This window comes from Mesorhizobium quangtriensis, assembly GCF_040081925.1.
Taxonomy (GTDB): domain Bacteria; phylum Pseudomonadota; class Alphaproteobacteria; order Rhizobiales; family Rhizobiaceae; genus Mesorhizobium_K; species Mesorhizobium_K quangtriensis.
In genome coordinates, this window is the sequence record NZ_JBEBMF010000002.1 from 18,122 (window position 1) to 30,137 (window position 12,016).

The window sequence follows — 12,016 nt, forward strand, 5'->3', positions numbered from 1 at the left end:
GATCAGCGAAGCGCCTTATGGCCGCGCGCTTCGGCAGTGTCAACCGCGACAAGCGGGCGCGCCGCGATAATTTCCCAGGAAGCATTTTGCCGCGCAGCGCCTTCCTGCCGCCATAGGCAAGCGCGGGTCTTCTCGATATAGAACCGCCATGACCGACGAAAAAAAATCCGGCACACCCAAGGACCAGCATTACGCACGCCTGCGCCGCGCGCATCGCGACCAGAAGTCAGGAGCGCCGGGCCAGCAGCAAGGGTTCCGTCCGCGCCCACAGATGCCGCCCGGGGAGGTTGCGCCGGACGGGTTGGTGCGGCTCTACGGTCTGCACACGGTACGCGCCGCGATCGACAATCCGCAACGCAAGATCGCGCGAATGCTGGTCACCCGTAATGCCGCGGAGAGGCTTGGGCTTTCCGACTTATCCGCCCTTCCCTTTTCAGCCGAATTGGTCGAACCGAAGGACATCGATCGCATTACCGGCAGCGAGGCCGTCCATCAGGGCGTTCTTATCGAGGCGCGGCCGCTGACGCCGAAGCCGCTGGATGCGCTTGGCAACACGCGGCTGGTGGTCGTTCTCGACCAGGTCACCGATCCGCACAACGTCGGCGCCATCATCCGGTCGGCAGTCGCCTTCGACGCCGGCGCGCTGGTGACGACGTCGCGGCATAGCCCGACAGAATCGGGCGTGCTCGCCAAGTCTGCCTCCGGCGCGCTCGAGCATATCGACATGATCGAGGTGCGAAACCTCGCCGATGCGCTCGGCAAGCTGCACGACGCCGGCTTCCAGACGATCGGCCTCGATTCGGAAGGCCCGGCGGAAATGGAAACGACTTTTTCGGGTGAACGCCTCGCTCTCGTGCTGGGAGCCGAGGGCAAGGGGCTGAGGCAGAAAACGCGGGAAACCGTCTCCGCGCTGGCGCGGCTCGATATGCCGGGTGCGATCCATTCTCTCAACGTTTCCAACGCAGCGGCCGTGGCGATGTACGCGGCGCGAAAATATCTCAAATAGCCCTGCAAACGACAGGGAGGGACAAAGCCCCTCCCCATGAAAGCCCTGAAAGCGTCGCGATCACCTCCTTTCCCATGTGACTGCACGGAGGTTTAAAGGCGGCAGCGGCGCTCGTAGCCGTCATACCCGACGTAAGTGTCGGTATACGGGTTGTAGCTGCGGTAGCGGGCGAAGCACCGCTGGACATGGGCATCCCAAGAATTGGAATAGCCGTAGTAATCCGGACCGCGATTGGCGTTGGCGATGCCGAGGCCAAGCAGCACGCCTCCAACGCCGGCGATCGCGGCGACCTCATCCTTCGAGAGCTTGTTGGCTTCCGACTGGGCGACTGTGCCGCCAAGCGCGCCGGCGAGCACGGTCAAAGAGAGAAGGGTTGAGGCTATTCTGGTCTTGAGCGACATGATGATCTCCTGGTCATGTTGGGAGGCGTCCATCCGCCTCATGACCATCAGTCGCGCCGGCATCGAATAAGGTTCGACGCCGGTTCAAGATTTTTTCAGCCCCTAGAAGCCGCCGATGCCAGTGACGTGGCTGAGATAGAACGCCAGCGCGATAAAGCCGGCGATGAAGGCCCAGCCCTTCCAGTCGACATTGGCAGTCCTGATCTCGCGCGTCAGCTTCAGGATCACGATCCACGCCACGATCACGATCAGCGCAATCACGACAAACCTGATCATCCCGCCATCTTCTCCTGCGGCTCCAAGCAGCCGTACAACTTATCTAGGAATTCATCGCGTCGATTTCACGGCCCGCGCATGTCGCATCGATGGTCGAGTTTTGACTTTACTGGCGCGCCAGATGTGCTAACCGGGCGCCCGTGCCGGTTTAGCTCAGCGGTAGAGCAGCGGTTTTGTAAACCGAAGGTCGGGGGTTCAATCCCCTCAACCGGCACCAGGAAAACTCATCTTCCCCTCAGCCACTTACGTATTTTGCCGCCTCGAGCGGGTATTTCCGGTATATCCGCGCTGAAAATCGTTCCCCGCTGGCCTGCCTTCGCGAGACGCAGTCGCTTGCGCTGCCAATCGCGCTTCTTCCTTTTCGACAGAAACGGACAATGTTCAATGAGAAGGTCGCCGTCGATACGCGGTACGAACGCGGACGCATCATGGCCGTCAAGGACAACAAACCCCTGATCGTCGATTTTCACGGGAACGACGTCCGGGTAGCCTATGGACGAAAAATAATCGAAGAATTTGAAGTCATCGCCAAGAGGAAGGTTGCTCGCCTTCATCCATAGGGCGTCAACCCCGTAGGAATGCGCACATATGACGCCATGCAGGGAACTCGACACCACGACCCGGCACGACAGTATCTGGTCGACGAACGTATTTATGTCTCCAAATACATCGATGTATAGTACCGACTTTTCATTCCTGATCTTCGCCGGCGGAATGGCGTCATTTTCCCTGAAATGATGGATGATCCCATACTCGTACTGAACATCGGACTTCGGGGCGTATATCAGCGGATAGAGTATGGCCGGATCACCGTAGACTTCCGGGCACGGCACATTGTTTTCCAGCAGTCGGTCCCTGGATTTGGGGCCTCTAACCGCGGTCACGGACAGGGGTACCTGGGGTGGAACGGCTGTCGAGTTGATAAACCCCATGCCCCATATGATATCATTCTCGCGCGCTCCACCGAGCGCACTGCCGACCACCTTGAAGACGGGGCGATCTTCCCAACCGAGAACGCTTTTCTCATGCACGACAGGTGATCCGCTCAGCTGGTTGATCAGGACCGGATTCAGCTTGTCGCCCCAATTCCTTCCGACCGGCATGCCCCGAGCCCAGGAGGCGACGATAATCGCATTGTCAATGAACATCTCTACCTTTCAACAAATCGACACCAACCCCGGATAACGCGCAATGTGCGTTGCAGGAGCATTGTCCGTCAGTATGCCGTCTGGAATCGATTGCTCTCAGGCAAAGCTCGTAAACGGAAATCGGCGCTTCAATCTCTCAACTGCCACAAGAACTTAAACATTTTGCCGCAAAATCTCCATGATGTTCCTGACACGGACGTGGCGGAAATTGGATTATCCGATGAAGGGTTTGCGCAGGATCGGTGTGACGATGGCGGCGGGCAGCACGCTCTTGTGCCTGACTGCGTGTTCGCGCACGTCCGACGGCACGATTGTCGCCGACAACATGCCCATGGAGATGCCGGGCCTGAATCTCGCTCCCAAGACCCCGGAGTTTGTGCCGGGCTGGATGCGCAAGCGACCCGAGCCTGAAAGCTACGAGGCGAACTTCCCGCCCCCTCCCGAAGCCGAAAGCCATCGCTCGCGCACAAAGGTGCGCCCGCCCGTCGTCAAATCGGGCTCCGGCAACATCGCCTGCGAGAACAAGGCGGTCGAGGGACGCGTCAAGATGGTTTGTAAATAGCCAGCCCGAGCACTTGCGCAGCATCGGCGGAACGGAGACATTCTCCGCGACCGTCGGAGGTGTGCGGATGCTTGATCTCTTTCGTGGCTGCGTGTCGCTGATCGCGGCGGGAATCCTGTTTGCCCTGCCGGCGGCGGCCCAGGAGGGTCCCGACGGAATCGCTTTCGCCTACGCGCCTGAGCAGGGCAGCGGCATGTGCTCGGGACAGGACCCGGCGGCCACCATCGAATGCGCGCGCCAGAAATGCGCCGAGGAGGCCGGCAGCATTGAAGACTGCGCGCCCGTCGCATGGTGCTTTCCCTCGGGATGGTCGGTCGCCGTCGGCGTCCTGCACAAGGAAGGCATCCACTGGAGCGAATACAGCTGTGGCTGGCCTTCGCGGGAAGCGGCGCTGGCAGCGGGCGCGCTCCGGTGCGACACGCAATACCGCGACTATATCCAGGACTGCGTTGTCGGCCAGCTCTGGGACGACAACGGTCAGCCGGTTTCGCTCGAAGGCGGGCAGTAAGCGCCGCCTACTCGATCCCGAGTTTTGCCTTGACGAGGTCGTTGACGGCCTGCGGGTTGGCCTTGCCACCGGTTGCCTTCATCACCTGACCGACGAACCAGCCGGCGAGCGTCGGCTTAGCCTTGGCCTGCTCGACCTTATCCGGGTTGGCGGCGATGATGTCGTCCACCGCCTTCTCGATCGCACCGGTGTCAGTGACCTGCTTCAAGCCCCTGCTCTCGACGAGCTGGCGCGGATCGCCGCCTTCGTTCCAGACGATCTCGAACAGGTCTTTGGCTATCTTGCCCGAAATCGTGCCTTCTTTGATCAGGTCGATGATGGCGCCGATCTGGTCAGGCGCTACCGGCGCGGTTTCGATGTCCTTGCCGGCCTTGTTGAGCGCGCCGAGCAGATCGTTGATGACCCAGTTGGCGGCCGTCTTGCCGTCGCGGCCGCTTGCGACCTTTTCGAAATAGTTGGCAATCGGCTTTTCGGAGACGAGGATCGAGGCATCATAGGCCGACAGGCCAAGGCTCTTCACCAACCGATCTTTCTTGACATCAGGCAACTCGGGCAGGTCCTTTGCCAGCGCATCGACATAGGCCTGGTCGAACTCCAGCGGCAGCAGGTCGGGATCGGGGAAGTAGCGATAGTCGTGCGCCTCTTCCTTGGAACGCATCGAACGCGTTTCGCCCTTGGCAACGTCGTACAACCGGGTTTCTTGGTCGATCGAACCGCCGTCCTCCAGAATGGCGATCTGGCGGCGCGCCTCGTATTCGATGGCCTGGCCAATGAAGCGGATCGAGTTCATGTTCTTGATCTCGCAGCGCGTGCCGAACGGTTCGCCCGGCCGGCGCACCGAGACATTCACGTCCGCGCGCAGCGAACCTTCATCCATGTTGCCGTCGCAAGTGCCGAGATAACGCAGGATCGAGCGCAGCTTGGTCACATAGGCCTTCGCTTCGTCCGACGAGCGAATATCGGGCTTGGAGACGATCTCCATCAGCGCGACGCCGGAGCGGTTCAGGTCAACATAGGACATGGTCGGATGCTGGTCGTGCATCGACTTGCCCGCGTCCTGCTCCAGATGAAGTCGCTCGATGCCGACCTCGACATCTTCGAACTGTCCTTGCCTGTCGGGGCCAACCGAGATGGTGACCGTGCCCTCGCCGACGATGGGCTGCTTGTACTGCGAAATCTGGTAGCCTTGCGGCAGGTCAGGATAGAAATAGTTCTTCCGGTCGAAGACGGATTTCAGGTTGATCTGCGCGTTGAGGCCGACCCCGGTCCGGATCGCCTGGCGGACGCATTCCTCGTTGATGACAGGCAGCATGCCCGGCATGGCAGCATCAACGAGGCTGACATTGGCGTTGGGCGCGGCGCCGAATGACGTCGATGCGCCGGAGAACAGCTTCGCCTCTGACGTCACCTGCGCATGGACTTCCATGCCGATGATAACCTCCCAATCACCTGTCGCGCCGGGGATGAGGCGCTTGGGGTCGGGCGTGCGGGTATCGATAAGGGACATAACTGCCTGCGTGTCGGAAATCGTTCGGTTTTCGCTAGTGCAAACAGCGGCGCAGGGCAAGGGTTGGGACACATCGCCTCATGGAGAGCGGTAGCTGCGTCAACCCGCCGCCTATCGGCGGAAAAAAAGGCCGCCGGATAGACCCAGAACGTAAGAACCCATTACAAAGCCGGCTTCTGAGAAGGCCGCAGACAAAAGTAAAACGAACACCACCGCCGCTATCGTCGCCGAAGCAATCGTCCAGGTCACTACCTGCCCACGGACGCCGACCAGCACGCCAAAACATAGACACGGGATTGCGAAGGCCAGGGTGTGCATCGCCCTCGTTAATCTTGTTTCAAGTTCGAGCTGAGTGTGCGCCACCTTATCTTGACCACTTTGTTTAACAAAGAGTAAACGTGCGGTTGTGTAAGGTTGTGGGTCTGCTCGGGGGCGAGAAGTTCCACCTTATCGAAAGTTCGATTGTTCGCCTTGAAGCGCGGACAGTCCTTGTGGTGGTGGGCATGGCATTCATTTCGCTTTCGAGTGGAAGTAAAATCTATGGGACCGCGGGCGAAGCCCGTCCCGTTGTCGGCATTCACCCCGTCACCAGGCGCGGCTTCCAGCCAAAGCCCCTCGCACAGCGCGCCCTGAAGCGTCTCATGGATATCGTCCTGTCGGCAGGTGCGCTCATCGTGCTTTCACCCGTGTTGCTTGCCCTCTGGGTTGTCATTCGGCTTGAATCTCCCGGGCCGGCAATATTCGTGCAGAAGCGCTGGGGACGAAATCAGCGCCCGATCGACGTCTACAAGTTCCGGACCATGCGAATCGACCAAGGTGACGCCTCCGGCGTGACTCAGACCGTGGCCAACGACCCCCGCATTACACGGGTCGGAACATTTCTGCGCAAGTCAAATCTTGATGAATTGCCGCAACTTTTTAACGTTCTTCAGGGGACGATGTCCCTGGTTGGGCCTCGATGCCACCCCATCGGGATGTTGGCGGGCGGTGTGCAATACGAGGCTTTGGTTCCCCAATACCATGATCGGCATCTGGTGCGGCCCGGCCTGACCGGCATCGCGCAAGTGAATGGACTTCGCGGACCGACCGTGGACGCCGATCTCGCTGTGCAGCGCATAGAAGCTGACCTATACTATGTCGAGCACTACAGCGTCTGGCTGGACATTAAACTGATCCTGAAAACGATCTGGATCGAGTTCAGGGGCGGCACGGGATCCTGAATCCTGGTTGTACCGCGTTTGGAGTTGAGTGAATGCCTAGTAAATTTGTCGACCGGCGGGTCCTTGTAACGGGCGGAGCCGGCTTCATCGGCTCCCATTTGTGCGAACGGCTTCTGGAGCAAGGTGCCGAGGTTTTGTGCCTCGACAACCTCTTTACGGGCAGGAAGGCCAACATTGCTCATCTCCTGGGCAACCCTGCCTTCGAATTCCTGCGTCACGACGTGACGATACCGATCAATGCGGAAGTGGACGAAGTTTTCAACCTGGCCTGCCCGGCATCGCCGGTGCACTACCAGTTCGACCCCGTTCAGACGACGAAAACCAGCGTCATGGGCGCCATCAATGTCCTCGGGCTGGCCAAGCGTTTGCGCATTCCGGTCCTTCAGGCATCGACGTCGGAAGTCTACGGAGACCCGCAGGTTCACCCCCAGACCGAAGCCTATTGGGGCAACGTCAACCCCATCGGCCCGCGCTCCTGCTACGACGAGGGAAAGCGTTGCGCCGAAACACTGTTCTTTGACTATCACCGGCAACATTCCCTGGCCATCAAAGTGGTCCGCATTTTCAATACCTACGGTCCTCGCATGCATCCAAATGACGGCCGGGTCGTCTCAAATTTCGTAGTCCAGGCGCTGAGAAACCAGCCCATCACAATTTTCGGCGACGGGAGCCAGACGCGTTCGTTCTGCTACGTGGATGACCTGGTAGAAGGGCTGCTGGGCATGATGCGCACCCCGGCCGAGATCACCGGGCCGATCAATCTCGGCAACCCCTCCGAATTCACGGTTGCGCAACTGGCCAACCTCGTGATCGAGATTACCAACTCCAAATCGACGATCGACTTCCGTCCGCTTCCGCAAGACGATCCACGACAGAGGAAACCCGATATCTCGCTTGCCAAGCACCATCTGGGCTGGGGGCCGACCATCAATCTCCGTCAGGGTCTCAAACGGACTGTCTCGTACTTTGAGCGCCTGCTTTCCCTGGGCAGATCGGAAAACGGCATTGCTGAAAGGGATATTCCAGCGAAATACCCTGCCCGGCTCGTCTCTTGAACAGGAATAAGAAACGATGAAATCAGCATTGGTTTGCGGTGGGGGCGGCTTTATCGGTAGCCACCTGGTCAAGCGTCTCAAGAGCGAAGGGTTTTGGGTCCGCGCGGTCGACATGAAGTTTCCGGAATTTTCGGAAACGCACGCCGACGATTTCGTGGTCGGAGATTTGCGCGAGCAGCAGGTTTGCGACCGCGTCATCGATAGGGGCTTCACCGAAGTCTATCAGTTGGCGGCGGACATGGGCGGCGCGGGCTATATTTTCACCGGCGAGCATGACGCCGACATCATGCACAATTCGGCGACCATAAATCTGAACGTCGCCGACCGTTGTATGAAGCGCAACATCAAGCGCGTCTTCTATTCGTCCTCCGCGTGCATGTACCCAGCATACAATCAGGAAAATCCTGACGATCCGAAGTGCTCGGAAGATTCAGCATACCCGGCCGCCCCGGACAGCGAATATGGCTGGGAGAAGCTGTTTTCCGAGCGGCTGTTCCTGGCCTACAACCGCAATCACGGGATGAGCAACCGGGTCGCCCGCTACCACAACATTTTCGGCCCGGAGGGCACATGGACCGGGGGCAAGGAAAAGGCTCCTGCCGCGATATGCCGGAAGGTGGCCTATGCCAAAAATGGCGGCGAGATCGAGATATGGGGCGACGGGCTCCAGACCCGTTCGTTCCTCTATATCGATGAGTGCCTGGAAGGCACGATCAGGCTGACGAGATCCGGGTTCGAGGGGCCCGTGAACATTGGCTCCCAGGAAATGGTCACCATCAATCGCCTGGTTGACATGGTGTCCGAGATTGCCGGCAAGACCATCCACAAGAACCATATTTCAGGCCCTACGGGTGTCCGGGGACGCAATTCGGACAATCGGCTGATCGAGCAGAAGCTCGGCTGGAAGCCGACGAAGTCGCTCTATGCCGGGCTTGAAAAGACCTACGAATGGATCGAGCGGCAAATCGGACGCAACGTTCCCGAGGCATCCAAGGCATGACTCTTGTGGAGCAAGTGGTTGAGCGTGAGGCCTCTTCACGCCGCGACAACATGCTTGGCATGATGCTCGATGACATTGTCCCTTCCGCATATCTGGACGACATTATCGATATGGCTAGCAACCGCAGGGCTGGCTATTGCTGCGTAACGAATGTCCATCAGTGCGTTCTTGTTCACGACGACGCTGAGTTCAGGACGCTCGTCAATCGCGCCAATTTCGTCATTCCCGACAGCGTGATCTTGCAGCGCGCGCGCAGCCTTCGTTACGGAAAGCCCTTCCGTCCTACGATGAAGGGCGCGGACATGATGCTCGAACTCTGCCGTCGGGCGGCCGCGGCGGACGTCCCCATCGCCTTGATCGGCGGCCGCGATGATGGCGTTCTGGACACATTGGCGGCCAATCTCAAGGCGCAGATTCCTGCCTTGCGCATCGCGTTTTCATTCTCGCCGCCATTCAGGGCCCCTACTCCACAGGAAGATGAGGACCTTGTCCGCAACATCGCCGCGTCAGGCGCATCCCTGGTGTTTGTAGGCCTGGGCTGTCCCAAGCAGGAGCGCTGGATGGCCTCGCACGTCAAGCGCGTCGACGCGATGATGATCGGTGTTGGCGCCGCGTTCGACTTCAACGCCGGCATCGTGCGACCTTCGCCAGCCTGGGTTCATCGCTATGGCCTCGAATGGTTGTACCGGCTGGCAAGCGAGCCCCGCCGCCTCTGGAAGCGATATCTGACGACCTCTCCGCGGTTCATCTGGCTTCTGTCCAAGGATGTGATCCTGGTCGAGGTTTTGGGCCGCAAGCAGGCCTTCTAGAGGTTCGGCAAATTGTCTTCCATCATGCAACGGGCCTCGGCGCAGACGGATTGGCAGATGGATTGCCAGATCGTCGGCTTCGTGATAAGTGGCGGGGTCGGCTCCCGGCTGTGGCCATTGTCGCGGGAGGACAATCCCAAGCAGTTCCACGACTTTTCCGGCGACGGCTCCATGCTGGCGAAGACGCTGCGACGTCTGGCTGCGCGGCCGAAAGGCGATACGCCGATATATCTGATCGCGGCGGAAAAGCACGCGGGCCGTGTCCACGCTGATCTGGCTTCCGTCAATGTATCGGGAGGCGGCGCGATCTTCGAGCCGGTCGGGCGCAACACGGCCGCCGCCGTGGCTGTGGCAACCATGCAAACATTGGACGCGCACGGCGATTCAGTGATGCTGGTTGTGCCGTCCGACCACGAGATATCGACCGACGCGCAGTTCTGGCGCACCGTCGAAGATGGCCTAGCCGCCGCCATGGATGGCCGAATCGTGGTGTTCGGCATGCGCCCGGCAACGCCGGAAACCGGCTATGGCTATATCGAAGTGGCCTACGATGGAAACACGATTCGCGATGTCTCGCGGTTCGTCGAGAAACCCGACCTGGCAACCGCGCAGCACTATGTCGAGGCCGGAAACTTCTATTGGAACACCGGCATCTTCCTGTTTCGCGCAGGCGCGATGCGCGATGCCTTCCGCAAGCATCGTCCGGACATCTGGCAAGCGGCGGAGCTCGCATTCTCAGCCGCCGAGCGCGACCTGTCCGGCCTCTATCTGCCTCTCGACGAGTACACGGACATCCCATCCACCTCGATCGACTATGCGATCATGGAAAAGGCCGAGCAGATAGCCATGGTGCCGGCCGGCTTCAGGTGGAACGACCTCGGCTCCTGGCAGTCCTTGCTCGACGTTGGACCCGTCGACCAGAATGGCAACGTGACCATCGGCGATGTCGTGGCAATCGACTGCGAGAATTCGTACTTCCGCAGCGAAGGAGGCCTCGTCTCGGCGATCGGTCTGCGCAACATGGCCGTCGTATCGACGTCTGACGCGACCTTCGTCGCGCCTGTCAGCCATAGCCAGAACGTCAGGAAAATTGTCGAACAGCTTGAGAAGAGCGGCCGTCTCGAGACGCGCTTCACACCAGCGCCCGACAGGGTTCTAACCAGCGGCGCTTGGCGCCGCAGGGTTCATCACTGGCTGTTCGAGGAGACCCTTCCACTCTGGTCGACGAAGGGCGTCGACCAAGTCCATGGCGGCTTCCACGAAGCGCTTGGGTTCGACGGCAGACCCCGGCTGAAACCCAAGCGAATGCGCACAATGGCGCGGCAGGTCTACGCATTCGCCGTCGCAGGTGCGCGCGGCTGGGACGGACCGGCCGACGAATTGATCTCAAACGGACTGGCCTTCATGCAGCGTGCCGGTCGCACGGATCGCGGCGGCTGGGTACGCACGCTGAACGTTGACGGCAGCGTCGCCGACCCCGTGGAAGACGCCTACGACCAGAGCTGCGTGCTGCTTGCCTTGGCATGGGCCCATTCGTGCGGCAACCCGGATGCGCTGCGGCTTGGTGAGGAGACCTTCGCGTTTCTGGACGCTCATCTCGAAGATGAGCGCATGATCGGCTTCCTCGAAAACGCGCAAGGCGTCGGCTCTAGGCGCTCCAACCCGCACATGCACATGTTGGAAGCGTTCCTTGCCTGGCACAGGGTGACCGCCGATCGCACATACCTGCGAAGGGCATCCCGGCTCATCGACCTTTTCAGGACGTCCTTCTTTGACCCGAACAGTTGGACCCTCGGCGAGTTCTTCGACGAGACCTGGAAGCCGGAGGCTGGCGAGGCCGGAAGCTGGACCGAACCCGGCCATCATTTCGAGTGGGCGTCGCTGCTGATGGACTTTGACAGCAGCAGCGGCCGGCAACACGACCTGATGTGCTATGCGCGCAAACTGTACGCGTCGGCTATTGCCAACGGCCTCAACCGAGCGACCGGCCTCGCCTACGGTGCTGTGTCCAGAGAAGGCATCCCGCTCGACCGGGTTTCCCGAAGCTGGCCACAGGCGGAGGCCATCAAGGCTGCAATCGCGCTTGACGGAACGGGCGGGCCAGACCTCAAACCGGAAATCGAGGAGAGGGTCGGCAGGCTGTTCCGCTGGCACATCGACCCGGCTCCCACAGGTCTGTGGATCGACCGGATCGACGAACGGGGGCGCTCGATCGCCACCGACGTTCCTGCCAGCATCTTCTACCACCTCGTCACTGCGCTGACGCAATATTTGGACGCAACGGACGACGTTCATTCCGCCGGAACTAGAAATTAGCAACGGATTCCGAGCGTCATCACCGAAAATGCGAGGCCGCGCCAAGAAGCGCCTAGTCGCTCCGATCCCGCATGATGTTGCAATTTTGCACAAATAAGCAGGTTATCCGGGGTGCTGAAGGCTTGCCAGCCATGATACAGGCATGGCGGAGCCGGGTATTTGCGCTCTTTTCGAGGACGATCAACCCAACTATAGAGGTTGCGCCGCG

12 protein-coding genes and 1 tRNA gene are annotated in these 12,016 nt (G+C 60.0%); 9 read left to right on the plus strand and 4 right to left on the minus strand.

Annotated features, from left to right (window positions below; genetic code table 11):
- Nucleotides 1-148: 148 nt before the first annotated feature.
- Nucleotides 149-1,006, plus strand: coding sequence for a TrmH family RNA methyltransferase (locus ABMA32_RS08690; protein WP_349013394.1), 858 nt, complete (start codon nucleotides 149-151; stop codon nucleotides 1,004-1,006).
- A gap of 92 nt (nucleotides 1,007-1,098) precedes the next feature.
- Here ABMA32_RS08690 and ABMA32_RS08695 read toward each other — a convergent pair whose 3' ends face one another.
- Together ABMA32_RS08695 and ABMA32_RS08700 are read right to left on the minus strand one after the other, a co-directional pair.
- Nucleotides 1,099-1,407: a BA14K family protein gene (locus ABMA32_RS08695; protein WP_349013395.1), complete on the minus strand. Its 309-nt coding sequence runs from the start codon at nucleotides 1,405-1,407 to the stop codon at nucleotides 1,099-1,101.
- A 102-nt stretch (nucleotides 1,408-1,509) separates the two neighbouring features.
- Nucleotides 1,510-1,683, minus strand: coding sequence for a hypothetical protein (locus ABMA32_RS08700; protein ID WP_349013396.1), 174 nt, complete (start codon nucleotides 1,681-1,683; stop codon nucleotides 1,510-1,512).
- Nucleotides 1,684-1,825: 142 nt separating this feature from the next.
- On the opposite strand from ABMA32_RS08700, the gene ABMA32_RS08705 reads away from it, so the two are divergent.
- A tRNA-Thr gene (locus ABMA32_RS08705) sits at nucleotides 1,826-1,900 on the plus strand.
- A gap of 7 nt (nucleotides 1,901-1,907) precedes the next feature.
- On the opposite strand, the gene ABMA32_RS08710 is transcribed toward ABMA32_RS08705, so the two are convergent.
- Nucleotides 1,908-2,831, minus strand: coding sequence for a polysaccharide pyruvyl transferase family protein (locus ABMA32_RS08710; protein ID WP_349013397.1), 924 nt, complete (start codon nucleotides 2,829-2,831; stop codon nucleotides 1,908-1,910).
- A 220-nt stretch (nucleotides 2,832-3,051) separates the two neighbouring features.
- On the opposite strand from ABMA32_RS08710, the gene ABMA32_RS08715 reads away from it, so the two are divergent.
- Both ABMA32_RS08715 and ABMA32_RS08720 read left to right on the plus strand, forming a co-directional pair.
- The gene (locus ABMA32_RS08715; protein ID WP_349013398.1) at nucleotides 3,052-3,393 is read left to right on the plus strand and encodes a hypothetical protein; all 342 of its coding nucleotides are present in this window, start codon (nucleotides 3,052-3,054) and stop codon (nucleotides 3,391-3,393) included.
- Between the two features lie 67 nt (nucleotides 3,394-3,460).
- A complete protein-coding gene (locus ABMA32_RS08720; protein ID WP_349013399.1) occupies nucleotides 3,461-3,901 on the plus strand; it encodes a hypothetical protein in 441 nt (146 codons plus the stop codon).
- A gap of 7 nt (nucleotides 3,902-3,908) precedes the next feature.
- On the opposite strand, the gene gatB is transcribed toward ABMA32_RS08720, so the two are convergent.
- Nucleotides 3,909-5,408, minus strand: coding sequence for an Asp-tRNA(Asn)/Glu-tRNA(Gln) amidotransferase subunit GatB (gene gatB / locus ABMA32_RS08725; protein WP_349013400.1), 1,500 nt, complete (start codon nucleotides 5,406-5,408; stop codon nucleotides 3,909-3,911).
- A 497-nt stretch (nucleotides 5,409-5,905) separates the two neighbouring features.
- On the opposite strand from gatB, the gene ABMA32_RS08730 reads away from it, so the two are divergent.
- The 5 genes from ABMA32_RS08730 to ABMA32_RS08750 all read left to right on the plus strand — a co-directional run bounded on the left by ABMA32_RS08730 (nucleotide 5,906) and on the right by ABMA32_RS08750 (nucleotide 11,808).
- On the plus strand, nucleotides 5,906-6,628 hold the full coding sequence (locus ABMA32_RS08730; protein ID WP_425475532.1) for a sugar transferase: 723 nt from the start codon (nucleotides 5,906-5,908) through the stop codon (nucleotides 6,626-6,628).
- A gap of 32 nt (nucleotides 6,629-6,660) precedes the next feature.
- Nucleotides 6,661-7,683, plus strand: coding sequence for a UDP-glucuronic acid decarboxylase family protein (locus ABMA32_RS08735; RefSeq protein ID WP_349013401.1), 1,023 nt, complete (start codon nucleotides 6,661-6,663; stop codon nucleotides 7,681-7,683).
- 16 nt (nucleotides 7,684-7,699) lie between these two features.
- On the plus strand, nucleotides 7,700-8,683 hold the full coding sequence (locus ABMA32_RS08740; protein ID WP_349013402.1) for an NAD-dependent epimerase/dehydratase family protein: 984 nt from the start codon (nucleotides 7,700-7,702) through the stop codon (nucleotides 8,681-8,683).
- A gap of 110 nt (nucleotides 8,684-8,793) precedes the next feature.
- The gene (locus ABMA32_RS08745; RefSeq protein WP_349014686.1) at nucleotides 8,794-9,492 is read left to right on the plus strand and encodes a WecB/TagA/CpsF family glycosyltransferase; all 699 of its coding nucleotides are present in this window, start codon (nucleotides 8,794-8,796) and stop codon (nucleotides 9,490-9,492) included.
- A gap of 57 nt (nucleotides 9,493-9,549) precedes the next feature.
- Nucleotides 9,550-11,808, plus strand: coding sequence for an AGE family epimerase/isomerase (locus ABMA32_RS08750; RefSeq protein WP_349013403.1), 2,259 nt, complete (start codon nucleotides 9,550-9,552; stop codon nucleotides 11,806-11,808).
- Nucleotides 11,809-12,016 lie beyond the last annotated feature (208 nt).

What these genes read in the sequence shown, in the direction of transcription:
- ABMA32_RS08720 (WP_349013399.1), top strand. Translation starts at nt 3,461, where the DNA reads ATGCTTGATCTCTTTCGTGGCTGCGTGTCGCTGATCGCGGCGGGAATC.
- ABMA32_RS08690 (WP_349013394.1), top strand. Translation starts at nt 149, where the DNA reads ATGACCGACGAAAAAAAATCCGGCACACCCAAGGACCAGCATTACGCA.
- ABMA32_RS08700 (WP_349013396.1), bottom strand. Translation starts at nt 1,683, where the DNA reads ATGATCAGGTTTGTCGTGATTGCGCTGATCGTGATCGTGGCGTGGATC.
- ABMA32_RS08715 (WP_349013398.1), top strand. Translation starts at nt 3,052, where the DNA reads ATGAAGGGTTTGCGCAGGATCGGTGTGACGATGGCGGCGGGCAGCACG.
- ABMA32_RS08735 (WP_349013401.1), top strand. Translation starts at nt 6,661, where the DNA reads ATGCCTAGTAAATTTGTCGACCGGCGGGTCCTTGTAACGGGCGGAGCC.
- ABMA32_RS08695 (WP_349013395.1), bottom strand. Translation starts at nt 1,407, where the DNA reads ATGTCGCTCAAGACCAGAATAGCCTCAACCCTTCTCTCTTTGACCGTG.
- ABMA32_RS08750 (WP_349013403.1), top strand. Translation starts at nt 9,550, where the DNA reads ATGGATTGCCAGATCGTCGGCTTCGTGATAAGTGGCGGGGTCGGCTCC.
- gatB (WP_349013400.1), bottom strand. Translation starts at nt 5,408, where the DNA reads ATGTCCCTTATCGATACCCGCACGCCCGACCCCAAGCGCCTCATCCCC.
- ABMA32_RS08740 (WP_349013402.1), top strand. Translation starts at nt 7,700, where the DNA reads ATGAAATCAGCATTGGTTTGCGGTGGGGGCGGCTTTATCGGTAGCCAC.
- ABMA32_RS08745 (WP_349014686.1), top strand. Translation starts at nt 8,794, where the DNA reads ATGGCTAGCAACCGCAGGGCTGGCTATTGCTGCGTAACGAATGTCCAT.
- ABMA32_RS08710 (WP_349013397.1), bottom strand. Translation starts at nt 2,831, where the DNA reads ATGTTCATTGACAATGCGATTATCGTCGCCTCCTGGGCTCGGGGCATG.